This is a genomic window from Pseudomonas sp. RA_35y_Pfl2_P32 (assembly GCF_963970735.1).
In the GTDB taxonomy this organism is placed as follows: domain Bacteria; phylum Pseudomonadota; class Gammaproteobacteria; order Pseudomonadales; family Pseudomonadaceae; genus Aquipseudomonas.
The window spans coordinates 51,161-77,950 of record NZ_CAXAQF010000016.1 but is presented as its reverse complement, the minus strand read 5'-3'; the positions used below and the strand labels follow the sequence as shown (position 1 = coordinate 77,950).

Annotated in this window: 19 protein-coding genes; 8 read left to right on the top strand and 11 right to left on the bottom strand. The window is 63.5% G+C overall.

What is annotated here, in order from left to right; genetic code table 11:
• Positions 1–76: 76 nt before the first annotated feature.
• The 9 genes from fis to AACY45_RS17290 all read right to left on the bottom strand — a co-directional run bounded on the left by fis (position 77) and on the right by AACY45_RS17290 (position 10,186).
• Positions 77–397: a DNA-binding transcriptional regulator Fis gene (gene fis, locus AACY45_RS17330; protein WP_003186237.1), complete on the bottom strand. Its 321-nt coding sequence runs from the start codon at positions 395–397 to the stop codon at positions 77–79.
• The gene (gene dusB / locus AACY45_RS17325; protein WP_339546588.1) at positions 394–1,404 is read right to left on the bottom strand and encodes a tRNA dihydrouridine synthase DusB; all 1,011 of its coding nucleotides are present in this window, start codon (positions 1,402–1,404) and stop codon (positions 394–396) included. Before dusB ends, fis begins: the two co-directional genes overlap by 4 nt.
• A 185-nt stretch (positions 1,405–1,589) precedes the next feature.
• On the bottom strand, positions 1,590–2,852 hold the full coding sequence (locus tag AACY45_RS17320; RefSeq protein ID WP_339546587.1) for a DUF3426 domain-containing protein: 1,263 nt from the start codon (positions 2,850–2,852) through the stop codon (positions 1,590–1,592).
• 30 nt (positions 2,853–2,882) lie between these two features.
• Entirely contained in the window at positions 2,883–3,761 is an 879-nt protein-coding gene (prmA, locus tag AACY45_RS17315) for a 50S ribosomal protein L11 methyltransferase (protein WP_339546586.1), read from the bottom strand.
• A gap of 189 nt (positions 3,762–3,950) precedes the next feature.
• Positions 3,951–5,309: an acetyl-CoA carboxylase biotin carboxylase subunit gene (accC, locus tag AACY45_RS17310; protein ID WP_166590949.1), complete on the bottom strand. Its 1,359-nt coding sequence runs from the start codon at positions 5,307–5,309 to the stop codon at positions 3,951–3,953.
• 17 nt (positions 5,310–5,326) lie between these two features.
• Positions 5,327–5,791 (bottom strand): acetyl-CoA carboxylase biotin carboxyl carrier protein, encoded by a 465-nt coding sequence (gene accB, locus AACY45_RS17305; protein WP_339546585.1) that lies wholly within the window; start codon positions 5,789–5,791, stop codon positions 5,327–5,329.
• Between the two features lie 48 nt (positions 5,792–5,839).
• Complete coding sequence (gene aroQ, locus AACY45_RS17300; protein ID WP_159993541.1) at positions 5,840–6,292, bottom strand: type II 3-dehydroquinate dehydratase; 453 nt, start codon at positions 6,290–6,292, stop codon at positions 5,840–5,842.
• 209 nt (positions 6,293–6,501) lie between these two features.
• Positions 6,502–8,463 (bottom strand): methyl-accepting chemotaxis protein, encoded by a 1,962-nt coding sequence (locus AACY45_RS17295; RefSeq protein WP_339546584.1) that lies wholly within the window; start codon positions 8,461–8,463, stop codon positions 6,502–6,504.
• Between the two features lie 52 nt (positions 8,464–8,515).
• The gene (locus tag AACY45_RS17290; RefSeq protein ID WP_339546583.1) at positions 8,516–10,186 is read right to left on the bottom strand and encodes a PleD family two-component system response regulator; all 1,671 of its coding nucleotides are present in this window, start codon (positions 10,184–10,186) and stop codon (positions 8,516–8,518) included.
• A gap of 285 nt (positions 10,187–10,471) precedes the next feature.
• On the opposite strand from AACY45_RS17290, the gene AACY45_RS17285 reads away from it, so the two are divergent.
• The 6 genes from AACY45_RS17285 (at position 10,472) to AACY45_RS17260 (ending at position 17,485) form a co-directional block, all read left to right on the top strand.
• On the top strand, positions 10,472–11,539 hold the full coding sequence (locus AACY45_RS17285; RefSeq protein ID WP_339546581.1) for a DUF2333 family protein: 1,068 nt from the start codon (positions 10,472–10,474) through the stop codon (positions 11,537–11,539).
• Between the two features lie 3 nt (positions 11,540–11,542).
• On the top strand, positions 11,543–12,100 hold the full coding sequence (locus AACY45_RS17280; protein ID WP_339546580.1) for an NUDIX hydrolase: 558 nt from the start codon (positions 11,543–11,545) through the stop codon (positions 12,098–12,100).
• Positions 12,101–12,399: 299 nt separating this feature from the next.
• A complete protein-coding gene (locus tag AACY45_RS17275) occupies positions 12,400–12,771 on the top strand; it encodes a translation initiation factor Sui1 (RefSeq protein WP_095170180.1) in 372 nt (123 codons plus the stop codon).
• Between the two features lie 222 nt (positions 12,772–12,993).
• Positions 12,994–14,907: an arginine decarboxylase gene (gene speA / locus AACY45_RS17270; RefSeq protein WP_339546579.1), complete on the top strand. Its 1,914-nt coding sequence runs from the start codon at positions 12,994–12,996 to the stop codon at positions 14,905–14,907.
• Between the two features lie 233 nt (positions 14,908–15,140).
• A complete protein-coding gene (locus AACY45_RS17265) occupies positions 15,141–16,703 on the top strand; it encodes a type VI secretion system Vgr family protein (RefSeq protein ID WP_339546578.1) in 1,563 nt (520 codons plus the stop codon).
• The gene (locus AACY45_RS17260; protein ID WP_339546577.1) at positions 16,700–17,485 is read left to right on the top strand and encodes a DUF4123 domain-containing protein; all 786 of its coding nucleotides are present in this window, start codon (positions 16,700–16,702) and stop codon (positions 17,483–17,485) included. The genes AACY45_RS17265 and AACY45_RS17260 overlap by 4 nt, the downstream gene beginning before the upstream one ends.
• A 27-nt stretch (positions 17,486–17,512) precedes the next feature.
• On the opposite strand, the gene AACY45_RS17255 is transcribed toward AACY45_RS17260, so the two are convergent.
• Positions 17,513–18,862, bottom strand: coding sequence for an MATE family efflux transporter (locus AACY45_RS17255; RefSeq protein WP_339546576.1), 1,350 nt, complete (start codon positions 18,860–18,862; stop codon positions 17,513–17,515).
• Between the two features lie 178 nt (positions 18,863–19,040).
• On the opposite strand from AACY45_RS17255, the gene AACY45_RS17250 reads away from it, so the two are divergent.
• Positions 19,041–23,942 (top strand): alpha-2-macroglobulin family protein, encoded by a 4,902-nt coding sequence (locus AACY45_RS17250; protein WP_339546575.1) that lies wholly within the window; start codon positions 19,041–19,043, stop codon positions 23,940–23,942.
• Between the two features lie 34 nt (positions 23,943–23,976).
• Here AACY45_RS17250 and AACY45_RS17245 read toward each other — a convergent pair whose 3' ends face one another.
• Positions 23,977–24,270, bottom strand: a complete 294-nt coding sequence (locus AACY45_RS17245) for a hypothetical protein (protein WP_095170186.1) — start codon at positions 24,268–24,270, stop codon at positions 23,977–23,979.
• A gap of 126 nt (positions 24,271–24,396) precedes the next feature.
• On the opposite strand from AACY45_RS17245, the gene pbpC reads away from it, so the two are divergent.
• Positions 24,397–26,733 (top strand): peptidoglycan glycosyltransferase PbpC, encoded by a 2,337-nt coding sequence (gene pbpC / locus AACY45_RS17240; RefSeq protein ID WP_445261196.1) that lies wholly within the window; start codon positions 24,397–24,399, stop codon positions 26,731–26,733.
• Positions 26,734–26,790 lie beyond the last annotated feature (57 nt).

The following is a 26,790-nucleotide window of genomic DNA, read 5'->3' as shown; positions in this document are numbered from 1 at the left end:
TTCCATCAAAAGCAAAGGAAGTCAGCAAAAAAGGCGACCGGTTTTACGCGGGCGCCTTTCTGGTTTGATTGAATGCTTACAGCAAATCGTACTGCTTGAGTTTCTTGCGCAGGGTGCCGCGGTTCAGTCCCAGCAGCTCACTGGCCTTGGTCTGGTTGCCCTTGACGTAGTTCATCACGCTTTCGAGCAGGGGAGCCTCGACTTCGGAGAGCACCAGGTTGTACACATCCGTGACGGCAGCGCCCTCAAGGTGGGCGAAATAATTGTGCAGCGCCTTCTCGACACTCCCGCGAAGGGTCTGGCCTTCTTCGCTCGGCGTATTGAGGTGCTGTTTCAAATTCACGTTGTCGCTCACGGGTGTTGTTCCACTCACTAAAGTCTCGGTCATCATCGTCATGCGGCCACCCCTTCTCCGTCCCCTGTCAGGCTCTTATAACGCTCGGCAAAAAACTCCCGGACGTTGGCGCATTGTGTTTCCGTTCCATCCAAACGATTGAAGTGGGCGCGAAATTCCCTGGCGCCCGGCAAGGTTGCGAGATACCAGCCGACATGCTTGCGCGCTATGCGTACGCCCATGACGTCTCCATAAAACGCATGGAGTGCGGCCAGATGCTCAAGCAGAATACGTTCCACTTCGCTCAACTGCGCAGCGGGCAGTTTTTCGCCGGTACGCAGGAAATGCTCGATCTCACGAAAAATCCATGGCTGCCCCTGGGCGGCCCGGCCTATCAGCAGGCCATCGGCACCGGTTACGTCAAGCACGTGCCGGGCCTTCTCGGGCGAGTCAATGTCGCCATTGGCAAACACCGGAATCGACACCGCCCGCTTGATCGCGGCAATGGTGTCGTACTCGGCATCCCCGGTGTACAGGTCGGCACGGGTGCGGCCATGCACCGCCAGTGCGGTGATCCCGGCCTGCTCGGCGATCTTCGCCACGGTCAGGCCGTTCTTGTTGTCGCGATCCCAGCCGGTGCGGATCTTCAAGGTGACCGGCACATCAACCGCAGCCACCACGGCCTGCAGGATCTCGGTCACCAGTGCTTCATCTTTCAACAGGGCGGAGCCGGCGGCCTTGTTGCAGACCTTCTTCGCCGGGCAGCCCATGTTGATATCAATAATCTGTGCGCCCAGCTCGACGTTGGCCCGGGCCGCCTCTGCCAGCATTTGCGCATCACCACCGGCGATCTGTACCGAGCGGGGCTCGGGATCACCTTCGTGGACCATGCGCAGGCGCGACTTGCGGGTGTTCCACAAGCTCATGTCGCTGGTCACCATTTCCGAGACCACTAACCCTGCACCCAGTCGCTTGCACAGCTGACGAAAGGGCTGGTCGGTGACACCCGCCATCGGGGCGAGAATCAAGCCGTTGGGCAATGTATATGGGCCGATGCGTACCGCCGACATAGGACTTCCCTGTTGTGGGGTCGGATCATGAGAGTTCGAAAAAGGGTTGGCATGATACCCGCTCTCGATGACTGGTTAAAGGCTGAATTGGATAAAATCTGAACAGTTACTTTGTTATTGCCAGTAGTTTGGTGCGCCTCGCCAGCCGTCAGAAAGCCACCGTCAAAGGCAGGTCACTGATCGATTCACTCGGGCGAGTGAAAGCTGAGGCTGTAATTCACGGCCTTGGAGCCGGGGTCGAGGATATCCAGGGCAATGTGGATCGGCGTTTGCGGTGGCATCTCCGCCAGGCCGGCAAGGTCGCCATTGAGGTACTCCCCCGGTTTGAAGCGCCGGCTGGCGATCAAGTGGCCGTTGAGGTCGGCAAACCGTAACTCCAGCAGCGGGAACGGCTGGGAGAACGGCGCACGGTTATAGATGATGGCGTCCACCACCAGTGCGCCGCTGAAGTCCGGGTGGCTGCGCACCACCAGGTTGCTGCTCCTGATTTTGGCGATGTCGACCTTGGACGGCACATTGCAGCCAAGCTGCGGGCACAACTGCTGGAACCAGGGGCGGTACTGATCCTGGCGGGCCAGTTCGTCGAAGTGATAGGCGATGTACTGGCCAGCCAGCGCGCCGCCCGCCAGCAGCACCATCAAGCCCCAGAACAGGCGGCGGCCCCAGGGTGAGCGGCGCTTTTGCCAGTCCAGTTGCAGCGGGTCGTCGACCAGGTCCTGCAGCACTTCATCATGCCGGGCGGACTCGTTGCGCGAGCGTTTCTTGCGCGGCGGTTCGATGGCCTGAGGCTGATCGTCCAGTTCGTCGTCATCGGTGGCGGACAGCCGTTCGTGGCGCAGGTCCTGACGGGCCTCCTCGTCTTCGTCCACCGGCTCCAGGCGCAGTTGCGGCGCCTCGGGCTCGTCGTCGTCAAGATCGACCAATGACAGCGAGGGTTCGGTGCGCGAGGAAGTGTGGGAGGCGTCGAGATCGTCGATCAAGTCGCTGTCGGTCGCCGGGGTGTTGTCGTCGGTCAGGGCACGCTCGGCGGCGGACTCGCTGAACAGGCTGTCGGACCAGGGTTCTTCGCTTTCGCCGCTGTCGCGCCGAGCACTGAGCGCCTCTTCCCGGGGCTTGCGCTCCTGGCCGAACTCTTTGGTCGGCTGGATTTCCCGCTGCTCCAACCGGGCCAGCGCTTCGTCGAGGTCGAGATGGTCCAGGTCAAGTTCAGCGGCGGTCCACTGCTTCTGGCTGATGGCCCGTTGCTCAGGGGCAGGTATGGCCGGTGGTGGCGGGGTGAGCGGGGCGGCTTGCTGACCCTGGCGTTGCTCGAGCAACTGGCGGGCCGCGTTGAACACTTGCAGGCAGGAGCCGCAGCGAACCACCCCGCGAGCCACGCTCAATTGAGCATGGCTGACGCGAAAACGGGTCTGACAGTGCGGGCATTGAGTGACGAAGCTGTCGGTCATGCGGCCATCCGGAGTCTGCAAGCGCTCATTCTAGCGCCGACGGCCGGTAATACGCACCCAGCCGTCGCGATTGGCGATCGGGTCGAGATCGAAGTCCTGGGCATAAGCGGCAGCCACCTCATCACCTTGTTCGGCCAGGATCCCCGACAGTGCCAGGCGCCCGCCGGATTTGACCAGGCTGGACAGTTGCGGTGCCAGCGAAACCAGGGGGCCTGCGAGAATGTTGGCGACCAGCACGTCGGCCTGCACCTGTGGCAGGTCTTGTGGCAGGTACAGTGGAAACAGCTCATTGGCAATGTTGTTGCGCCCGGCGTTGTCGCGCGATGCTTCCAGCGCTTGTACGTCGATATCGGTGCCGACGGCGTGTTTCGCGCCGAGCAGCAGGGCGGCAATGGCCAGGATCCCCGAGCCGCAGCCGAAGTCCAGCACGTTGCAACCTTGCAGGTCCTGGCCGTCGAGCCACTCCAGGCACAGCGCGGTGGTCGGGTGAGTGCCGGTGCCGAACGCCAGGCCCGGATCCAGCAACAGGTTGACCGCATCGGGCTCGGGTGCGGCGTGCCAGCTTGGCACGATCCACAGACGCTGGCCGAAACGCATTGGCTGGAAGCCGTCCATCCAGCTGCGCTCCCAGTCCTGGTCTTCGATCACTTCGCTGTGATGCTCGGGCAGCGGGCCGCCGGTCAACAGCTCAAGGTGGGCCAGTACCGGGCCAGGCTCGGTGCCACCTTCGAACAGGGCCAGCAGGTGCGTGTGCGACCACAGTGGGGTGGTGTTCAGTTCCGGCTCGAAGATCGGCTGATCCTCGGCGTCCATGAAGGTCACCGAAACGGCGCCCACTTCAAGGAAAGCGTCTTCGTAGGTTTCGGCTTGTTCTGGGCTGATGGCGAGACGGACTTGCAGCCAAGGCATGGCGGGCACCTTTGAAAAATATTGATTGCAGCCTAGCGGTCTGCGAGAAGCGCGCAAGTTTACGCGAGCGCGGAGGTTTTGTGGGAGTGGCTTGCCCTGTACATCGACACATACCCCTGTGGGAATATGCGAAACCTTCAGATGCAACAAAGCCGCCCGAAGGCGGCTTTGTCAGGTGCAGGCAAACACTCAGTGCTTGTCGCCCGCCAGCTTGTGCTCGAGGTAGTGAATGTTCACGCCCCCTTTGCAGAAGCCTTCGTCGCGGACCAGGTCGCGGTGCAGCGGGATGTTGGTCTTGATCCCGTCAACCACGATTTCTTCCAGCGCATTGCGCATGCGCGCCATGGCTTCGTCACGGGTTGCCCCGTAAGTGATCAGCTTGCCAATCAGCGAGTCGTAGTTCGGCGGAACGGCATAACCACTGTACAGGTGCGAATCGACGCGAACGCCGTTGCCGCCTGGCGCGTGGAAATGCTTGACCGTGCCCGGGCTCGGCATGAAGGTTTTCGGGTCTTCGGCGTTGATCCGGCACTCCAGCGCGTGACCGCGGATGACCACGTCATCCTGGGTGAACGACAGCTTGTTGCCAGCGGCGATGCTCAGCATCTCCTTGACGATGTCGATGCCGGTGACCATTTCCGAAACCGGGTGCTCAACCTGGACGCGGGTGTTCATTTCGATGAAATAGAACGCGCCATTCTCGTACAGGAACTCGAAGGTGCCGGCGCCACGGTAGCCGATGTCGATGCACGCCTTGACGCAGCGGGCGAAGACTTCCTGGCGAGCCTTCTCGTCGATGCCCGGTGCCGGCGCTTCTTCGAGAACTTTCTGGTGGCGACGTTGCAGCGAGCAATCGCGGTCACCCAGGTGGATGGCATGGCCCTGTCCATCAGAAAGCACCTGGACTTCCACGTGACGTGGGTTGGTCAGGAATTTTTCCAGATAGACCATCGAGTTGCCGAACGCTGCGCCCGCTTCGGAGCGAGTCAGCTTGGCCGAGGAGATCAGGTCCTCTTCTTTGTGCACCACGCGCATGCCGCGACCACCGCCGCCGCCAGCGGCCTTGATGATCACCGGGTAGCCCACTTCGCGACCGATGCGCAGAGCGGTTTCTTCGTCTTCGGGCAGTGGGCCGTCGGAGCCTGGAACGGTCGGTACGCCGGCAGCGATCATGGCGTGCTTGGCCGAAACCTTGTCGCCCATCAGGCGGATGGTTTCAGCTTTCGGGCCGATGAAGGCAAAGCCGGAGTTCTCCACCTGTTCGGCGAAGTCGGCGTTTTCCGCGAGGAACCCGTAGCCTGGGTGAATGGCGGTAGCGCCGGTCACTTCGGCGGCGGCGATGATTGCCGGGATGTGCAGGTAAGAGTGCGCGGCCGATGCCGGACCGATGCAAACGGATTCGTCTGCCAGGCCCAGGTGCATCAGCTCCTTGTCGGCCTTGGAGTAAACGGCGACGGTCTTGATACCCATCTCTTTGCAGGCGCGCAGGATCCGCAGGGCAATTTCACCGCGGTTGGCGATCAGGACTTTTTCCAACTTCGCAGTCATCAAAGGCACTCCGCGGTTCAAACGATGGTGAACAGCGGTTGGTCGTACTCAACCGGCTGGCCGTCTTCAACGAGGATGGATTCGATCACACCGCTGGTTTCAGCTTCGATGTGGTTCATCATCTTCATGGCTTCGACGATGCACAGGGTGTCGCCTTTCTTCACGCTTTGGCCTACTTCAACGAAGGACGGCGAAGTCGGCGAAGACTTGCGATAGAAGGTGCCTACCATTGGCGAGCGGGCCACGGTGCCGTTGAGCACGGGTGCGGCCGGAGCGGCAGGTGCAGCGGCGGCGGCGGCAGGCGCTGCAGCTACTGGGGCGGCAGCCGGTGCAGCCATGGGGGCCGGCGCGTAGTACTGCTGGGCCGGAGTCTTGCTGTGGCGGCTGATACGTACGGACTCTTCGCCTTCCTTGATCTCGAGCTCGTCGATGCCGGACTCTTCCAGCAGTTCGATCAGTTTCTTAACTTTACGGATATCCATGAATCATCAACTCCCAAGGGTCGGTCAGGGGCGTTTAACGCTTGTTGTTCAAGCCGTTGCCGGTCTTTCAAGCTGTTCCAGGGCGGCCTCCAGGGCCAGTCGATAACCGCTGGCGCCAAGGCCGCAGATCACTCCCACCGCTACGTCGGAGAAGTAAGAGTGATGGCGGAAAGGTTCGCGTTTGTGCACGTTAGACAAATGCACTTCGATGAATGGGATGCTCACCGCCAGCAGCGCGTCACGTAATGCGACACTTGTATGCGTAAAAGCTGCTGGATTGATCAGGATGAAGTCCACGCCCTCGACACGAGCGGCGTGAATACGGTCGATCAATTCATACTCGGCGTTGCTTTGCAGGTAGAGCAAATGGTGGCCGGCGTTACGCGCCCGCTGTTCCAGGTCCTGATTGATCTGGGCCAGGGTGACAGCCCCGTAGACGCCCGGCTCGCGGGTGCCGAGCAGGTTCAGGTTGGGTCCGTGCAGCACCAGTAGGGTCGCCATCTGCTGTTCCTTGTTATCTATGCGCAGTTATCAGAACCCGGCGACTATGCCGCAAAGCAATTGTGACTGTCCAGTTCTCTGCAATAGCCAGCACGATTACCGATGATTGCGCGAAGTATATGACCAACTGATTGAATCTGGTCATTCGAGTTGGCAGCACGTTCGGCGAAGTCCTGGCAGCAGGCGAGCCTGCTCGCCAAAGGGGCCGCTCAAACACGAAAGGCCTGCACGGCCGTATGCAGTTGTCCGCCCAGCACCAGCAGGTTTTCGCCCTGGTTACGCCCTTCACCAATGCGCAGCAGATTGTCCCCACCCAGTTGATGAATGCGTTCGCTGTGATCGCGGATTTCGCTGACCGCGCCGCTTTGCTGGGCCGTAACATCGGCGATACGCACGGCGGTGTCGGCGATGGTCTGGATCGCATCGACGATTTTATCCAGCGCGCCGTCAGCGGCCTGCGCCTGGCTGGCGGTGGCCTCGGCGTGCTCGACCTGGGCGCGCATGCCGTCTACCGACAAGCGGGCCGCCTGTTGCAAGCCAGCGATCAAGGTCTGGATTTCGGCCGTGGCGCCGGCGGTGCGTTGGGCCAGGGAGCGAACCTCCTCGGCCACCACTGCAAATCCCCGGCCCATTTCCCCTGCGCGCGCGGCTTCGATGGCGGCGTTCAGGGCCAGCAGGTTGGTCTGGTCGGCAATCGAGCGAATCACCGTCAGCACCCCGCCGATGGTCGCTGACTCCTCGGCCAGGTGCTCGATCATCTGGGCATTGCCCTGGACTTCGTCGACCAGCGCGTGCAGTCCGGTCAGGCTCATGCCGATCACCTGTTGCCCATGGGCCACCGCCAGGCCCGCGTGCCGACTGGCGTCAGCCGCCTGACTGGCATCGCCGGCCACTTGCACGATGGTGGCTTCCAGCTCGCCCAGGGAGTCGCGGATTAGTGCGGTGTCACCGGCCTGATGCTCGGCACCGCTGTGCAGTTCGTTGCTCAACTCGGCCAGCACGCGGCTGCTGCCAGCCACCTGCTCGGCGTTGCGCCGGATGGTCCCCACCAGGTCCACCAGGTAGGCGCGCAGGCGATTGAGCGATGCCTCAATGTCGTGCAGTTCACGGTTGGTCGCCCCCAATTGAATGTCGGCGCTGAAATCCCCTTCGGCCCAGGTCGACAAGGCTGGTGCCAGGTTGCTCAGCACCCGCGCCAGGCGTCGTTGCAGGGGGTCGATCAGCAGGGCGATCAGCAGAATCAGGCCGATCATCGCGCCCTGGATCAACCGGACTTCGCCTTGGATCTGTCCATGCTGGGCGCGGACCACGGGCTCCAGGCCAGCGATGGCCTGCTGCACGGCGTCGATTTTCAGGTGGGTGGCGGCGCTCAGCTCGCTGCGTTGGCGGATTTGTTCGCGAGTCCGGGCCAGTTCTGCCGGGTAGCGGGCGAGCAGGCTGGCCAGCTCGCGCTTGTAGCCGGTGCCGGCATCTTCGGCGACGGTTTGCTCGCTGCCTTGCAGGCCCATCATCGAGGCGAAGTCGTCGCTGTTCGACGCCTGGCTGCTCGCCACGCCGAGTAAGGGCAAGGCCTCGATCAATTCGGCCTGGGTGCGGATGTTGTTCACTTCGCGCTCGACATCGGCCGCCAGCTCACTGCGGCCACTGCTCACCAGTTTGTCCCGGGCCAGGGACAACTTGCTCAGGTGTTGGGCCGCGCCCAGCAACACCGGCAAGTATGCGGCAGATTGCGGGCCGGGGCTGGCAGTGGCGTACTGGCCGAGTTGCTCGAGACTGGCCCCCAGTTCGCGCTCCGCTTGCAGCAGCAGGGCCTGGGGATCGCCCGCCAGCTTGCCCGCCGCCAGCAGCTCGGTGTTGCTGAATGCCTCGAGGCTGGCCAGGCTTGGGCGCAGGTTTTGCGCCAGCTCGGGCGGCATTTCATCCAGGCCTTGTTGCAGCGTGGCAATCGCCTGGGTGGCGCTGCTCAGGCGCAAGGCGTCGCCACTTTGCAGGTAGTCTTCGATCTTGCGTGCCACCTGGTTCTGGAACTGCTGGGAGAGTCCCAGGTAACGCTCCATCAACAGATAGGGGCGTTCCAGGGCTTTTTGCGACCACCACAGAGTGGCGCCGAGTGCGAGGCACACCGCCACTAACAGCAGGGTATTCAGATTGGTCAGCCACTTCAGGCGCATCAGGTTTCTACCGACGACACAAGGGTAAGCGCCTGAAGTTATTGCGTTTGTATTACAGCGTTATGACCAAATCAGTGGCTTCTGTGGAGAAAGTGGCACTTTGCCTTGATTGCCGCGCGGCCTGGACCCGATTGCGACCTGCTGCCTTGGCGCGATACAGGGCTTCGTCGGCTTGGCTGGCCATCATCAGGCTGTCGCTGTCCTCGCTCAGGTCGACGACGCCGGCGCTGAAGGTGCATGACAGGTCCTGTGGTTGGGCCGGGTAGTGAATCTCGGCAAAGCGTCGACGGATCTGATCGAGTACTTTGTAGGCCGATTCGATATCGGTGTCGGGCATGACGATGGCGAACTCTTCGCCGCCATAACGACCAATGAAGTCGGTTTTGCGCAGGCGCTGCTTGAGAAACAGCGCCAGGCTCTTGATCACCCGGTCGCCCATGGGGTGGCCGTGGCTGTCGTTGACCCGCTTGAAGTGGTCGATGTCGAGCATGGCAAAACTCAAGGGCTTGTTCTCGCGGCGGGCGCGGAAGCTGCAGTCTTCGAGCAGTTGCAGGATATGGGTGTGGTTATACAGGCCGGTCAGGCTGTCGCGGACCATGCGTGCCTTGAGGTTGCGGGCCCGGGCCGCGCGATTGCGCACGGTGGTGATCAGGTGGCGCGGCTTGATCGGCTTGGTCAGGAAGTCATCGCCACCTTCGCTCATGGCGTCGAGTTGCTTGTCCTGGTCGTCTTCGGCCGACAGGTAGATGATCGGCACGCTGACATAACGGTCGTTGTGCCGGATCACTTTGGCCAGTTCGGTGCCGGTGCAGGCCGGCATGTACATGTCGAGAATGATCAGGTCGGGCTGGAAGTCCGCCAGCTCGGCCATGGCCTGGATCGGCTCGATCAAGGTGCGGGTGATGATCCCGGCACTGTTGAGCAGGCGCTCGGTGTGCATGGCCTGGGCGCGGGAGTCGTCGATGATCAGCACTTTATAGGGTTCGTACTGAGCGACGCAGGTCAGCACTTCGATCTTTTCCAGCAGGCTCGAGGCTTCGAGGGTGCCGGTGAGGAACTCCTGGCCACCGGCCCGGACGGCGGCCAGGCGAGTCGGCGTGTCGGTTTCCAGCAGGCTGAAAAACAGCAGCGGCAGCTTGTGCTCCAGGCCTTCCTGCGCTTGGGCTGCCAGTTGCAGGCCCAAGCCCGGCCCCTCGAAATCGACGTCCATGACAATCGCGCTCGGCAGGCGCTCGATCATCGCCGCGCGAAACGCCGCCACGCTGTCCAGGGACTGGGCGCTCAGGCCGAAGAACGCCAACTGCTTGGCCAGGCGTTCGGCACGGTCGTGATCCTGCAGCAGCACGTACACCGGCTTGCGCAAGGGCGGCAGGAGGGTTTGCTCGAGCTGGTCGCCCTGGCGCAGGCCGGTGCGCGACAGACGCTGCATCAATCGGTTGAGGTCGCTGATCAGGTCGCTGCTCAAGCGTCCACGATTGGCTTCGACCGCCTGCAGGGACTGGCTGATGCCGTGGGCCAGTTGGCGATGCTCAGGCTGCTCGAAGCGCTCGGCGAAACGCAGCAGGCGCAGGTTGGCTTCGCTGAGCTCCGCCAGGTCGGCGGTCGACCATTCGCTGCGATGCAGACGCTGCCATATCTCAAGAATCTGACGTGCCTGATGAATTACCCGCTGGGCAAAGTGCTGCTTGAGGCGCTCACGGCTGGGGTCTTCTGGCTCGGTCATATCCTGACTACTAGTGAGGGTGCATGCTGAGGTCGACTGGTGGCTCTATGCTAGCACCACTTTCCGGTTACATGACTGTCCCCGGTCAATATTGTGCAAAGCGACCCTATTCAGTTTATGACCGACTGGTCTCGTAGGCTCGCGGCCCCGCTTCATCTATAGTGCTCGCTCGACCGCCAGACATGCGGCGCCGTGCCAGGGCAGGATTAATCCGCTGCAGGCGAGGCACGATGGAGTAGGGTTGTGGTCGAACCGATGAACTCAAGTGATTGAAAGGATATCGCCATGCTGGACTGGAAGAATCGTGCAGGCAGCGCGCCTGAACGTGCCGCCGAACCCAAGTCGGACACCCGCAGCTATCTGGGTGGCCTGCTGTTCAGCCGTGCGCTGGCTACGCTGATCGGTCTGTATCTGCTAGTGACCATCGGCCTTGGCTGGTACTGGAGCGAGGAGCCTGCGCTGTTCCCGGTCCAGCAGAACGCCCAGATCGCCGCCGAGAAAGACGGCAAGCAGATGGTCGTCGGCTACACCACGGTGGAAACCCTGAAGACGGTGGCCGGTACCTTGCTGGACAAGCCAGGGGGCTACATTTCCAATGACCGGTTTCCGCCGGGCCTGTGGATGGACAACATGCCGAGCTGGGAATACGGGGTGCTGGTGCAGGTCCGCGACCTGACCCGGGCCTTGCGTAAAGACTTTGCCCGCTCGCAGTCGCAGTCGGCTGAAGACGCCGACCTGGCCAAGGCCGAGCCGCGCTTCAACTTCGACAACAAGAGCTGGGTGCTGCCGTCCAGTGAGTCGGAGTACCAGGAAGGCATCAACTCCCTGACCCGCTACCAGGCGCGCCTGTCGGACCCGTCGCAAAAGAACGCGCTGTTCTATGCCCGCGCCGACAACCTGAACAACTGGCTGGGCGATGTCGGAACCCGCCTGGGTTCGCTGTCGCAACGGCTGTCGGCCAGTGTCGGCCGGGTCAAGCTCAACACCTCGCTGAAAACCGAAGTCGTGGTCCCGGGCCAGGTGCCGCAGGTCGACGAGGAGGTGGTGGAAACCCCGTGGATGCAGATCGACAACGTGTTCTATGAGGCACGTGGCCAGGCCTGGGCGCTTTCCCACCTGTTGCGGGCGATCGAAGTCGACTTCGCCGATGTACTGGCCAAGAAGAACGCCACCGTCAGCGTGCGCCAGATCATTCGTGAGCTGGAAGCCTCCCAGGAGCCAGTCTGGAGCCCGATGATCCTCAACGGCAGCGGTTTTGGTCCATTGGCCAACCACTCGCTGGTCATGGCCAACTACATTTCGCGGGCCAACGCAGCGGTCATCGACCTGCGTCAACTGCTCAACCAGGGCTGAGCCATGGTTGATCAAGCCCGGGAGGCCGCGCACCGTGCGGCCTCGGATGCCGAGCAGATCGCCTGGGTCGACGAGCAGGACCACCTGCTCGGCTCGCTGGTGCGCTCAGCGTTGCGTGAACGCGGGCTGATCGGCCGCGGCACCTACATCCTGCTGTTCAACTCCAGCGGTGAGTTGTGCGTGCATCAGCGCACCTTCAGCAAGGCGCTCTATCCCGGGTTCTGGGATGTGGCGGCCGGGGGCATGGTCGGCGCCGGCGAAAGCTACGCCGAGTCGGCGGCCCGGGAACTGGCGGAAGAGCTGGGGGTGAGCGGGGTGGAACTGACCGCCCATGACCACTTTTTCTACGAAGACACCGGCAGCCGCCTGTGGTGTGCGGCGTTTTCCGCGGTCTGGGACGGCCCCTTGGTCCTGCAGCCGGAAGAAGTCCTGCAAGCGCGTTTTATCCCTATTGCCCAGGTCATGCGGGAAATCACCGAAAAGCCTTACTGCCCGGACTCTTTGGCGGCCTTGAAACGCTATCTGCGGGCGCGCGGTGCCGACGTCGCAAAAGATGCATAAATTGGCGCCGATTGGCTCTTAGCAAGTGAGCTTTTTGTCGTTACACTGCGCGACCTTTTAAAACTGGGCCGGTATTGCTTCCTGTAGGAGCGAGCCTGCTCGCGAAAAACGCAAGAACGACACGGGCTGTCTGACGTCCCGCGTCATCGTTGACGTCCATCGCGAGCAAGCTCGCTCCTACAGTGACGTGAATGTCGTACCGTTCCAGTAGCGCTGCCCCTGCCTGAGTGGGGCTTCGCGGTCGATAGCCCGTGCCAACGTGGCTGCGACCAGTCTTTGTCCTCCCAAGAGGATTGCCGGTGGCCAAAAAAGCCGCATCCTTCGCCGCCCTTGGTGGCCTGGTATTTTCCACCGACGCAGGTCGACATTGCCCGGACTGTAGCCAGCCCGTGGCAGCCTGCATCTGCCAACAAACCGTTATCCCGGCCGGAGATGGCATCGCGCGCGTGCGCCGCGAAAGCAAGGGCCGTGGCGGCAAGACGGTGACCACCATCAGCGGCGTGCCGCTGGCCGAAGACGCGCTCAAGGACCTGGCCACGACGTTGAAGAAACGCTGTGGTACCGGCGGTGCGTTGAAGGACGGGGTCATCGAAATCCAGGGCGATCATGTCGAGCTACTCTTGGCAGAGCTGATCAAACACGGTTTTAAAGCAAAGAAATCCGGCGGCTAGCAGCCTCTGTGAAGACCACTCCGACTTGACGCAGGCCTGATCCCGATCAGCGCCGGCGGCGTCTCCATGGTTTTCACAGAGCCTGTTCTGACCGGTTTCTAAACTCAGGGCTGCATTCGAGGTCTATCCCCTCGTTGCAGGCTAATCGTCATTTTCATTCTTTAAGCTGCGCCAGCCCTCAACCCGGGTGGCGCTCTTTGACTTCATTTATAGGGGACTTCGATGTCCGTACGACGCACACGCAAAGACGATGGCAGCCAATGGACAGTTGCGGACAGCCGCAGTGTTTACGGGATTCGCCATTGGGGGGCCGGGTATTTCGCGATCAATGACGCCGGTCGCGTCGAAGTTCGTCCGAACGGTCCGAACAGCTCGCCTATCGACCTGTTCGAGCAAGTCGACCAGTTGCGCAAAAGCGGCCTGTCCTTGCCGTTGCTGGTCCGTTTTCCGGACATCCTGCAAGACCGCGTGCGTCAGCTCACCGGCGCCTTCGATGCGAACATCGAGCGTCTGGAATACCAGAGCAAATACACCGCCCTGTACCCGATCAAGGTCAACCAGCAAGAAGCGGTGATCGAGAACATCATCGCCACCCAGGATGTGTCCATCGGCCTTGAAGCCGGTTCCAAGCCTGAGCTGCTGGCCGTGCTGGCCCTGGCGCCGAAGGGCGGCACCATCGTCTGCAACGGTTACAAGGACCGCGAGTTCATCCGTCTGGCGCTGATGGGCCAGAAACTTGGCCACAACGTGTTCATCGTGATCGAGAAAGAGTCCGAAGTCGGCCTGGTGATCGAAGAAGCCGCCTCGCTCAAGGTCAAGCCACAGGTCGGCCTGCGGGTGCGCCTGTCGTCCCTGGCTTCGTCCAAGTGGGCGGACACCGGTGGTGAGAAATCCAAGTTCGGCCTGTCGGCGGCGCAACTGCTGTCGGTGGTCGAGCGCTTCCGCGCGGCTGGCCTGGACCAGGGCATCCGCCTGCTGCACTTCCACATGGGTTCGCAGATCGCCAACCTGGCGGACTACCAGCACGGTTTCAAGGAAGCGATCCGCTACTACGGCGAATTGCGCAACCTCGGCCTGCCGGTCGACCACATCGACGTCGGCGGCGGCCTGGGCGTGGACTACGACGGTACGCACTCGCGTAACGCCAGTTCGATCAACTACGACATGGACGATTACGCCGGTGTCGTGGTCGGGATGCTCAAGGAATTCTGCGACGCGCAGAGCCTGCCACACCCGCACATCTTCTCCGAAAGCGGCCGTTCCCTGACCGCCCACCACGCCATGCTGGTGGTGCAGGTGACCGACGTCGAGAAACACAACGACGACGTGCCGCAGATCGAGAACAAGGAAGCGCTGCCGGAAACCGTGCAATGGCTGGTGGACCTGTTGGGGCCGACCGACATCGAGATGGTCACCGAAACCTACTGGCGCGCCACCCACTACATGAGCGACGTAGCGGCACAGTACGCCGATGGCAAGCTGACCCTGGCCGAGAAAGCCCTGGCCGAGCAATGCTACTTCGCCGTCTGCCGGCGCCTGCATAACTCCCTGAAGGCCCGTCAGCGCTCGCACCGCCAGGTGCTGGACGAGCTCAACGACAAACTGGCCGACAAGTACATCTGCAACTTCTCGGTATTCCAGAGCCTGCCGGACACCTGGGCCATCGGCCAGGTCCTGCCGATCCTGCCGTTGCACCGCCTGGACGAAGAGCCGCTGCGCCGCGCCGTGCTGCAAGACCTGACCTGCGACTCCGACGGCAAGATCAAGCAGTACGTCGACGAGCAGAGCATCGAGACCAGCCTGCCGGTGCATGCCCTCAAAGACGGTGAAGACTACCTGCTGGGGATCTTCCTGGTGGGTGCCTACCAGGAAATCCTGGGTGATATGCACAACCTGTTTGGTGACACCGACTCGGTGAACATCTACCAGAATGCCGATGGCAGTGTTTATCACGCCGGTATCGAGACTCACGACACCATCGAAGACATGCTGCGCTACGTGCACTTGTCGCCGGAAGAGCTGATGACCCACTACCGTGACAAAGTCGCCAGCGCACGGATCACGGCGGCCGAGCGTACCCAGTTCCTCGACGCGCTGCGCCTGGGCCTGACCCGTTCTTCGTACCTGTCTTCTTGAGGTAACGAACCGTCGAGACCAGGCTGTCTGAAAATGTTCCGCATCTTGCGGAAAATTCGGATGGCCTGGTAAGGTTATTCCTGTTTTTTGCGGAGATTTTCAATGGTGTAGCACTATCAACGATGGTGCTTCCTCATTTCATGTAGTCCATTTCCCAAGTTGTATTTCGGCACTCTACTCGGCCATGTCTCTCAGCGAGAATCCCCGGCCGCCCCTCCTGTAGAGAAAAGCCGATGTTCGATCCCCTTTACGAGCCGTCATTTCGTCTGGAGATAGCGGGTCAACCCCAGCCCCTGGCCGTGGTCGCGTTAAGCGGCAGCGAAGCCATCAGCCAGCCGTTCGTATTCCAACTCGACCTGCACCTGGATGAACGCCAACAGGACCTGTCCAGCCTGATGTTTCGCGCGGCCTATCTGTGTTTCGGTGGGGCGCTCGGCGGCATTCACGGGCAGGTCCATGACGTGATGCCGCTTCACGATGAGGCGTCGCCGGGGCTCTGGCGTGTGACCCTGGGTCCACGGCTGGCCTGTCTGGCGCGTCGCTTCACTCAGCGCATTTTCAGCGAGTTGTCGGTGCCGCAGATTCTCGTGCAGGTGTTGAGCGAACACGGCATTGGCGAGCAGGCGTGTTTGTTTGAACTGCAGGGTGAATACCCGCCGCTGGAGTTCTGCACCCAATACCACGAATCCGACTTGGCGTTCTTCCAGCGCCTGTGTGCCCAGCACGCGATCAACTATCACTTCCGGCACCACCGGCGCGGCCATTGCCTGGTGTTGAGCGATACCGGCCAGCACGAACCCGTGGCCGACATGCTGTGTTTCGAGGCGGCGGGTGCCGTCGGCATCAGGCGGTTTGCGGTGCATGCGCACGCAGGCGGTCGCTATGCCGAGGCTGAAACCGAACGGTCCACTGCGCGCGTGGGGCGGCATTTATCCTGCTCCGGACACCCGTGTAGCGAAGGTGATGGCCAGTGGCTGATCAGCCGAGTCGAGCACTACGCCCGCCAGCACGATGAGCCGCGCTATCACAACCGACTGCGGGCTATTCCGTGGGGCGTGCCGTACGTGCCGGCCGAATCACCGGCAAGACCGATCATGAGCAACCTGTACCTCGGCTGGGTGCGGAGCGTGGACGGCCAGCACTGCGATTCGCGGCACAGGGTCGCGGTGCAACTGGAATGGCTGTACCAGGGCGAAGGCGGTCGCCCCAGCCATTGCTGGCTACCGGTGTCGTCGCGTTTGTCGGCCCAGGCGATAGACAGCCTCAGGGCGGGTGTCGAGGTGGGTGTCGGTTTTACCGAGGGTGATCCGGACCAACCCTTGATCTGTGGGATTTTCGCCAGGCCGATGTTGCCTGTGGACAGCCTGCCGTCTGCCGGCCCAGCGGTGGCGCAAGACGATTTGCCGCAGTTGCACCTGCAGCTCAGTGCGACGGCATTCATGGGGCCCGAGCCACACCTGCAAGTGTCCGCCGGGCCGGCGCTGGACGTTGGTCCCGGCGCTCAACGACAGTTCAAGGTCGGCCGCAGCGAAGTGAAGATCGCCGGTGAAACCCTATGCCTGTCCAGCCCGAGCATTCACCTCAAGGCCATGGCGCCCCCGGCGCTTGAGGCGTCGAGCGAAACCCTGCAGGAATTGCCCGAACCTGCGGCGCAGGACTTGCTGGCCCTGCTGCGCAGCAGTCAGCCCCTGGTGTTGCTGTGCCTGCTGCCGGGTGGTGGCAGCTTCAGCCACTGCCGCCAGCCCATCTGCGTGTGCCGCACGGCGGCAGGTGATGGCCTGAGTGGTGCGGCATGACCCCGGCCCGCACGGCGCAGTGGTTTTTGCTGGACGTACCCGCCGCACCGGAGGCCGGCAGCAGGCTGCAGCACGGCTTTGCCGGCGCGGTACGGCATGCCTTGTTCGCCAACACCGACTTGCATGGGTTGCGCGAGCAGGGGCCGCAGGTGATCGAGCTGGCGAGCCACGCGAGGCTGGCGGACTGCGTCCATGACCAGCCGGAGGACTGGCCTGGGCTACTGCTGCAGACCTCGGTGTCGGTGGGGCCCTTGCTCGAGCACTTGCGACGCATGCTTACGGTCACCTTCGGCCTGCATCACAAGGGCCTGTTGAGCTACTACAACCCTTGGACCGCCAGCTATTTCTTCGATGCCCGCGATGCCAGCGAGTTAAGTCGCTGGCTCGGACCTATCGACCGGCTGTACTGGTACGGCGGCACCTGGGCTGATCGGGCCATGGGCAGCCTGGGGTGGCAGCAAATGGTCAATCCGCAACTGGCGGTGAGTGACCTGGCGATCGAAGACAACCTCAGCCAGCACCAGCAATACAAGTTGCAGACGTGCTTGTTGGAGCGCCATGCCTGGTCGTGGTGCCGCGCCACCGGGCATGACTATGGGGTGATCTGGTGCTGCCTCGAAGAAGGGTTGGAGCAGGGCTTTACCGAACACGCGGTGCTGGACGGCTGGCTGCGCTTGCGCCTGCAATACCCACTGGCCTCGCTGCGGGTCGCTCTGCCGGGGGGCACCCAGCAGGAGCGCCTGGACAGCCTGCGTCAGCTCTGGCGCAACGGTCCGACGTGAAAGCGGTGTCTGCGCCAGGGCGGTGGTTCAGTGCGCGTGGCCGCTAAACCACCCATCGTGCTTGCGCAGGTGCCAGGCGAATACGCCCAGGGTCAGGCTGCGCAGCAACATGAACAGCAGGAAGGTCAGCCACAGGCCATGGTTGCCCAGGCCTTGCAGGGCCCAGGCAAACGGCAAGACGATGACCACGGTCAACAGCATGCCGTTGCGCATTTCCCGCGCCCGGGTGGCGCCGATGAACAGGCCGTCGAGCAGGTAACTCCAGACGGCAATCAGGGGCAGGGCTGCCAGGTAGGGCAAGTAGCTGAAAGCGGTGTCGCGCACGCTCTGGATGTCAGTCTGCATTTCAATGAACAGGTGCCCGGCGCACAGAAACAGCAGGGCGAAGCCGCTGCTGGCGATCAGCGACCAGCCGCAGGCCACTACCAGCGAGCGGCGCAGGGCCTGGCGATCGCGGGCGCCGATGGCGTGGCCGCACAGCGCCTCCACGGCATGCGCCAGACCATCGAGGGCGTGGGCCGTCAACAGCAGGCCGTTGAGCAGCAGGGCATTGGCCGCCACCGTCGCATCGCCGAGCCGGGCGCCTTGCACCGTGATCATGAAAAACACCGACTGCAGCGCCAGGCTGCGGATGAAAATGTCCCGATTGACCGCCAGTAAAGGCCGCCAGCTCTGCCAGATCGCCAGGGCCGCCCAGGCCATATGCCCGGGATAAGCGCGCAGGGCGCTGCGGGTCATGGCCAGGCCGAGCAGGGCGCCGGTCCATTCGGCGATCACCGATGCCCGGGCCGAGCCGACCACCCCCCACTCCAGGCCGATGACGAACCACAGGTTGAGGGCGATGTTCACCAGGTTGGTGGTCAGCAGAATCGCCAGCGGCGCACGGGCGTTCTGGGTGCCGAGGAACCAGCCGACCAGCGCATAGCTGGCCAGGGCCGCGGGCAAGCCAAACAGCCGGGTGTGGAAAAACTCCCGGGTCAGGTGTTCGAGCTCCGCCGACGGCTGCATGAAGCGCAGCGCCACGCCACTGAGTGGCACGCCCAGGCTGCCCAGCAGCACGGCCAGCCCCAGCGCCAACAACAGGCCCTGCAGCAGGATCTGGCGCAAGGCCGCGCCGTCCCCGCGTCCGGCGGCCTGGGCGGCGAACCCGGTGGAACCCATGCGCAGGAAACCCATGGCCCAGGCCAGGAAGGTGTACAGGCTGGCACCGACGGCCACGGCGCCCAGTTGGTGGGCGTGGGGCAGGTGGCCGATCACGGTACTGTCGACCAGCGCCACCAGCGGCACCGAAAGGTTGGAGAGAATCATCGGCGCGGCGAGCGCCCAGACACGGCGGTGGGTGGGGCGGTCGCGCCAGTCGGTGATCAGGGTGGACATGCAGGCTCCTTGGGAGAGCGGCATTGTAGCGGCAGATCGGCGGGGGCGGTGCTTCGGGATCCGTTGCGGTCGGCTCCCGGCCAGCGAACCAAACCCCCAACCGTTGGTCAATCACTCCAGCCCGGCAAGCGCTTGGGCTATAGTTCAACCCTTCGATACTCCTGCCCACGAGTGCCCCATGCTTAACAAAGGATTGTTTCTGGCCGCTGCGCTGACCCTGCTCAGCGCCTGCGATTCATCGACCCCTGGCCAACCCCCGGCCAGTTCCGCACCGGCGGCCACGGTCAGCACCACCAAGGCGCACACCGGGCAGGACCTCGCAGCGCTCAAGCAACGCTACACCGGCCGTGAGCTGAGCGTGGTGGATGTCTCGGAAATCCAGCTTGACGGTGCCAGCACCCTGTCGGTGAGCTTCTCGGTGCCGCTGGACCCTCAGCAGAAATTCGCCGACAAGCTGCACCTGGTGGACAGCAAAAGCGGCAAGGTCGATGGTGCCTGGGAGCTCTCCGACAACCTCATGGAGCTGCGCCTGCGTCACCTGGAGCCGCAGCGCAAACTGGTGCTGACGGTGGATGCCGGCCTGCTGGCGGTCAACGACGCCAAGCTGGCCGGCGACTACGTCAGTCGCCTGGAAACCCGTGACCTGCAACCGACCGTAGGGTTTGCCAGCCGTGGCAGTCTGCTGCCCACGCGCCTGGCCGAAGGCCTGCCGGTGATTGCCCTGAATGTCGACAAGGTCGACGTCGAATTCTTTCGGATCAAATCCGAATCGCTGCCGGCATTCCTCGCCCAATGGGGGCGCAACAACAGCCTGCAAAGCTACGAGTCCCGTGAATTGCTGCCCATGGCCGAGCTGGTGTATGGCGGCCGTTTTGACCTGAACCCGGCGCGCAACACCCGCGAAACCCTGCTGTTGCCGATCGCCGGTCTCAAGCCCCTGCAGCAGCCCGGGGTCTACCTGGCGGTGATGCGCGCCTCGGGCACCTACAACTATTCGCAACCGGCGACCCTGTTCACCCTCAGTGACATCGGCCTTTCGGTGCACCGCTACCAGAACCGCCTGGACGTGTTCACCCAAGCCCTGGAAGGCGGCAAGGCACTGGACGATGTCAGCCTGGAACTGCTGGACAGCGACGGTCGCGTGGTCGGCCAGGGCAAGACCGGGCAGGGCGGCCATGCTCAGTTGCCGCTGCCGAAAAAGGCCGAAGTGCTGCTGGCTCATCAGGGCCAGCAAACCAGCCTGCTGCGGCTCAACAGTGCGGCGCTGGACCTGGCCGAGTTCAATATCGGCGGGCCCCAGTCCCATCCGTTGCAGTTCTTTGTATTCGGCCCCCGTGACCTCTACCGCCCCGGCGAGACCGTGCTGCTCAACGCCCTGCTGCGCGACGCCGACGGCAACGCGGTCAAGCCGCAGCCGGTGAGTGTCGAAGTGCGGCGCCCGGACGAGCAGGTCAGTCGCAAGTTTGTCTGGGACGCCGATGCCTCCGGTCTGTATCAGTACTCGTTGCAACTGGCCGGCGAAGCGCCGACCGGCCGCTGGCAGTTGGTGTTCGACCTGGGTGACGGCAAGCCACAGCTCTACGAGTTTCTCGTCGAAGACTTCCTGCCCGAACGCCTGGCCCTGGAGCTCAAGGGCAGCGATCAACCGATCAAACCGGGCGACACCGCGCACATCAGCGTCAATGGTCGTTATCTCTACGGCGCGCCGGCCGCCGGCAATCGCTTGAGTGGCCAGGTTTACGTGCGCCCCCTGCGTGAGGCGGTCAAGAGCCTGCCGGGTTATCAGTTTGGCTCGGTCACCGAAGAGGAGCTGAGCCAGGACCTGGAGCTGGAGGAAACCGCGCTGGACGAAGACGGCGAAGTGCTGATTGCCCTCGACAGCAAGTGGGCCGAGGCCAAGTCGCCGCTGCAATTGATTGTCCAGGCCAGCCTGCAGGAGTCCGGCGGCCGGCCGATTACCCGGCGCGTGGTGCAATCGGTATGGCCGGCCGAGCGCATGCCGGGGCTGCGAGCCTTGTTCGATGGCGAGGAAACCGACGGCGATGGTCCGGTCGAGTTCGAACTGTTGGTGGCCAACCACCAGGGCCAGAAACTGGCCGCCGACAACCTCAAGGTGCGCTTGATTCGCGAGCGCCGTGATTACTACTGGAACTACTCGGACAACGATGGCTGGAGCTATCACTTCAACGAGAAGTTCCTCAACCTTGCCGAAGAGACCCTGAGCATCAAGGCCGGTGACACGGCCAAGGTCAGCTTCCCGGTGGAGTGGGGCCCTTATCGGGTGGAAGTCGAAGACCCGCAGACCGGAGTGACCAGCAGCCTGCGCTTCTGGGCCGGCTACCGTGCCCAGGACAACGCCGAAGGCGGGGCCGTGCGTCCGGACCAGGTGAAGCTGGCGCTGGATAAACCGGCCTATGCCGATGGCGACACGGCCACGGTCATGGTCACGCCGCCGGCGGCCGGCAAAGGCTACCTGCTGGTGGAGTCGGCCGACGGCCCGTTGTGGTGGCAGGCAATCGAGGTGCCGGCCGAGGGCAAGAGCTTTGCCGTGAAGCTTGATCCGAAATGGTCGCGGCACGATCTGTATGTCAGCGCGCTGGTGATTCGTCCCGGCGAGCGCAAGGCCAATGTCACCCCCAAACGTGCGGTCGGCGTGCTGCACTTGCCGCTGGACCGGACCCAGCGCAAGCTCGGCCTGAGCCTGAGCGCGCCGGAAAAAATGCGTCCCAAGCAACCGCTGAGCGTGAAGATCCAAGCCAGGAATGCCGACGGTAGTGTGCCGAAACAGGTCCACGTGCTGCTGGCCGCGGTGGACGTTGGCATCCTCAACATCACTGAATACCCGACCCCGGATCCCTACTCCAGCCTGTTTGGTCGCAAGGCTTACGGCGCTGACCAGTTGGACGTCTACGGCCAATTGATCGAAGCCGGCCAAGGCCGTCTCGCCAGCCTGGCCTTTGGGGGTGATGCGGCGCTGGCCAAGGGCGGTAAACGCCCGGACACCAGCGTGACCATCGTCGCCCTGCAAAGCGCGCCGGTCACTCTGAACGAGCAGGGCGAAGGCCAGGTCAGTGTCGATATCCCGGACTTCAATGGCGAACTGCGCTTGATGGCCCAGGCCTGGACCGATGATCGTTATGGCATGGCCGAAGCCAAGACGGTGATTGCCGCGCCGTTGATCGCCGAACTCTCGGCGCCACGGTTCCTCGCCGGGGGCGACCAGACCAGCCTGGCGCTGGACCTGTCGAACCTCTCGGGCAAGGCGCAAACGCTGCAGGTGCAGATGAGCACCGAGGGGCAATTGGCCCTGGTGGACACGGCCGCCCACAGCGTGGCGTTGACCCCGGGCCAGCGCACTACCCTGCGAATTCCCCTGCGTGCCCTCGGTGGTTTTGGTCAGGGCAAGGTCAAGGTGCTGGTCAACGGCCTCGACTTGCCGGGCGAGAACCTGCCGCCCTTCACCCGGGAATGGACCCTGGGTGTGCGACCGGCCTATCCGGCGCTGCTCAAGCACTATCGCGCGGTACTCAAGGAGCAACCCTGGAGCTTGCCTGACAGCGAACTGGCACTGTTCGAGCCGGCCGGGCGCGAAGCCTTGCTCAGCTTGTCGAGCCGGCCACCGCTGAACCTGGGCGAGCAGATCCGTGCACTCAAGGCTTACCCCTACGGTTGTTCGGAACAAACCACCAGCGGCCTGTACCCGTCGCTGTATGCCGACGCGGCGAGCCTGAAACGCCTGGGCCTGGAAGGCGAGCCAGAGGCCGAGCGCAAGCGCAAGATCGAACTGGGCATCGAGCGTTTGCTGGGCATGCAGCGCTACAACGGCAGCTTCGGCCTGTGGGGCGCCGACGGGGAAGAGGAGTACTGGCTGACAGCCTACGTCACCGACTTCCTGCTGCGCGCCCGCGACCAGGGTTTCGGCGTGCCGGCCGAGGCCCTGAAAAAAGCCAACGAGCGCCTGCTGCGTTATCTGCAGGAGCGCAACCTGATCGAAGTCGACTACAGCGAAAACGCCGAACACACGCGCTTTGCCGTGCAAGCCTATGCCGGCCTGGTATTGGCCCGCAGCCAACAGGCACCTTTGGGCGCGCTGCGCAGTCTGTTCGAGCGGCGCAGCGATGCCCGTTCCGGGTTGCCACTGGTGCAGTTGTCGGTGGCCCTGCAGTTAATGGGCGATCAACCTCGCGCCGCCCAGGCGCTGGTCGCGGGGCTTGCGGCGACACGCAAGGCCAACGACTGGCTGGCCGACTACGGCAGCCCGCTGCGTGACCAGGCGCTGACTCTGGCGCTGCTGCAGGAATACGACCTGGACAAGGGCAAGCGTGAAGAGCGCTTGTTCGAACTGTCCGACCAGTTGGCTGCCAGCCCGTACCTGTCGACCCAGGAGCGCAACGCGCTGTTCCTCGCCGGCCGTAGTTTGCTGGGCAAGCCTGAAGCCAACTGGACTGCGCAGTTGAGCAGTGGCACCCAAACCCGTGAGCTGAACAACGCCCAGCCCGGGCTCAAGCTGCAAGGGCCGTTGCTGGCCTCGCCGCTGACGCTGAGCAATGCCGGCAGCGAGCCGGTCTATCAGCAACTGACAATCTCGGGTTATCCACAGCAGGCGCCGGCGCCGGGTGGCGAGAACCTGAGCATCCGTCGTGAATACTTGGGCATGAACGGCCAGCCGCTGGACCTCAAGGCGTTGGCCAGCGGCGACCTGGTGCTGGTGCATATCGCCGTCAGCGCCAAGCAGCGCGTACCGGACGCCCTGGTTGTGGACCTGTTGCCGGCCGGCCTGGAGCTGGAAAACCAGAACCTGGCCCAAAGCGCTGCGAGCCTGGAAAACGCCAGCAGCAAGGTCAAGGAGTGGCGTGAATCGATGCAGAACGCCAGCCTCAAGCACCAGGAGTTCCGTGACGATCGTTACGTCGCAGCGTTGAACCTCGACGGCTATGGCACCACGCACCTGCTGTATCTGGCGCGGGCGGTCACGCCCGGCACCTATCGTGTACCGCCCCCGCAGGTGGAGTCGATGTACCGGCCGAATTGGCAGGCGGTGGGTGAGACGGTGCCGGAGATGGTGATCAAGGGGCGTTGAATGCCCCGGTGTTATCTACGAGGAGTTGGGTGGTTCAGTGAATCACCCAACTCAACACCCACAACCCCAAGACCAGCCAGATGATCCCGCCGATGATCGAGGCGCGCATGAAGGCGCGGATGGCCGAATACAGCAGCAACAGGCCGACCACCAGCGCAAGGATGCTGACGATCGACGTGTCCATGCCCAGCGCCTGTGACAGCCCTTCGACAAAGTTGCCGCCAGCGTGGCTCAAGGTGTTGAACAACCCGCTGAGTATGTCGACGATGAAGCGGATGACCGACCCCAGCGCCTGGCCGAGCCATTCGAAAAAGCTTTCTACCTGCATGTGTGCATCCTGATGAAAGAGTGGGCGTGGGTGCCAGAGTTGAGGCTTTGGCTGTTGAAGCGGTGGGTGAGTTCCCTTGAAGCATAGAGGTTTGCGGGTTTGATTTTTCCAATACTAACGCGGCGCCTGGGTTCGTGGGGCAAGCGGGCGTGGCGTTGGCTGCTGGGCAGCGTGGTGCTGCTGGTGGCCCTGGTGTGGCTGGCCGACCGGCTCTGGCCGTTGCCCCTGCCCCAGGACGATCTGGCGCGGGTGGTGCTGGCCGAAGACGGCACGCCGCTGTGGCGCTTCGCCGATGCCAACGGCGTGTGGCGCTACCCGGTGCAGACGAGCGAAGTCTCGCCCTATTACCTCGAGGCACTGCTGACCTACGAAGACCGCTGGTTCTACCAGCATCCCGGGGTCAACCCGCTGGCGCTGGGCCGGGCGGCGTGGCAGAACCTGAGCGGCGGGCGGGTGCTGTCTGGCGGCAGCACGCTGTCGATGCAGGTGGCGCGGCTGCTCGATCCCCATCCGCGGACGCTGTCGGGCAAGTTGCGGCAACTGTGGCGCACGGCCCAGCTGGAATGGCATTTGTCCAAGGAGCAGATTCTCAACCTGTACCTCAATCGCGCGCCGTTCGGCGGCACCTTGCAAGGGGTGGCCGCGGCCAGTTGGGCTTACCTGGGCAAGTCACCGCAGCACCTGAGCCACGCCGAAGCGGCGTTGCTCGCGGTGTTGCCGCAAGCGCCCAGTCGTTTGCGCCCCGACCGTCATCCGGCCCGCGCGCAGGTGGCACGGGACAAGGTGCTGCGCCGGCTGGGCGAATTTGCCGTGTGGCCGCAGTCGGCGGTCGACGAAGCCCTGGAGGAACCCTTGCTGCTGGCGCCCCGCCTGGAGCCCAGCCTGGCACCGTTGTTGGCGCGACGCTTGAACCGCCCGCACAGCCCGCCGCTGATTCGCACCACCCTCGATGCCAATCTGCAACGGCGTCTGGAGGACCTGTTGCTGGGCTGGCGCGCGCGGTTGCCGGAGCACACCTCGGCGGCGATTCTGGTGGTCGAGGCCCAAAGCATGGCGGTGCGTGCCTACCTGGGCTCGGTGGACATCAACGACACCCGGCGCTTCGGTCATGTCGACATGATCAGCGCCCTGCGCTCGCCGGGTTCGACGCTCAAGCCGTTCCTCTATGGCATGGCCATGGACGCCGGGCTAATCCATTCCGAGTCGTTGCTGCAAGACGTGCCCCGGCGTTATGGCGATTACCGCCCGGGTAACTTTTCCATGGGTTTCAGTGGCCCGGTACCGGCCAGCAGTGCGCTGTCGACCTCACTGAACCTGCCGGCGGTGCAGTTGCTCGAAGCCTACGGCCCGAAACGGTTCGCCGCCGAAATGCGCATCGGCGGCATGCCATTGGCCTTGCCGCCCCTGGCCGAGCCCAACCTGTCGCTGATCCTCGGCGGTGCCGGGAGCCGGCTGGAGGACTTGGTCAGCGGCTACAGCGCCTTTGCCCGTGGCGGCAAGAGCGCCAACATTCGCTTGCAGCCCGACGATCAACTGCGCGAGCGGCCGCTGCTGTCGCCGGGCTCGGCGTGGATCGTGCGGCGCATTCTCAGCGGACAGGCGCGCCCCGACCGCGACCCGCGAGCCGAGTTGGTGCAGCGTCCGGTGCTGGCCTGGAAAACCGGCACCAGCTACGGCTTTCGCGATGCCTGGGCGATAGGTGTCGGCCCGCGTTACCTGATCGGTATCTGGATCGGCCGCCCGGACGGCACCCCGGTGCCCGGCCAGTTTGGCCTGGCCTCGACGGCACCGCTGATGCTGCAGGTCCATGATGTGCTGATCAACCGTGACAGCCAGCGTGGCATCAGCGCCCCGGTGCAGCCGGTGCCCTTGAACGTCGGCGTGGCCGCGATCTGCTGGCCCCTGGGACAGCCCATGAGCCGCACCGACCCCAACTGCCGCCGCCAGCGCTTCGCCTGGACCCTGGACGGCACCACGCCGCCGACCCTGCAAGCCATGGACCAGCCCCTGGGTGTGGGCCTGGTGGAAAAGATCTGGGTGAACGAGCGTGGGTTGCGGGTCGACGCCAAGTGTCCGGGGGCGGTGGCCCGGGATATCGCGTTGTGGCCGGCACCGCTGGAGCCGTGGTTGCCGCGGCTCGAACGGCGCGAAGCACGCTTGCCGGCCAACGACCCTGATTGCCCGGGTCCGCTGCTGGCGGCATCCTCACCGTTGTCGATCGTCGGCGTCCGTGAGGGTGATCAGCTCCGGCGTCCGGCCGCCAGCCAGGAGCTGCTGCGCCTGAAGTTGTCGGCCCTGGGGGGCAGCGGCCGGCGCTGGTGGTTCGTCAACGGCGCACCGCTGGGTGACAGCGCCAATCAGGAGAACATCAACGCGACCTTCGAGCAGCTTGGACGTGTTGAGCTGAGCGTCCTCGACGAAGGCGGGCAGACGGCACGGGTCGAGTTCAACGTCGTCGATTAGTCCGCCATCGCGAGCAGACGGCGCGCCGTCTGTTCGCGATCTGTCGCGTAGCGACAG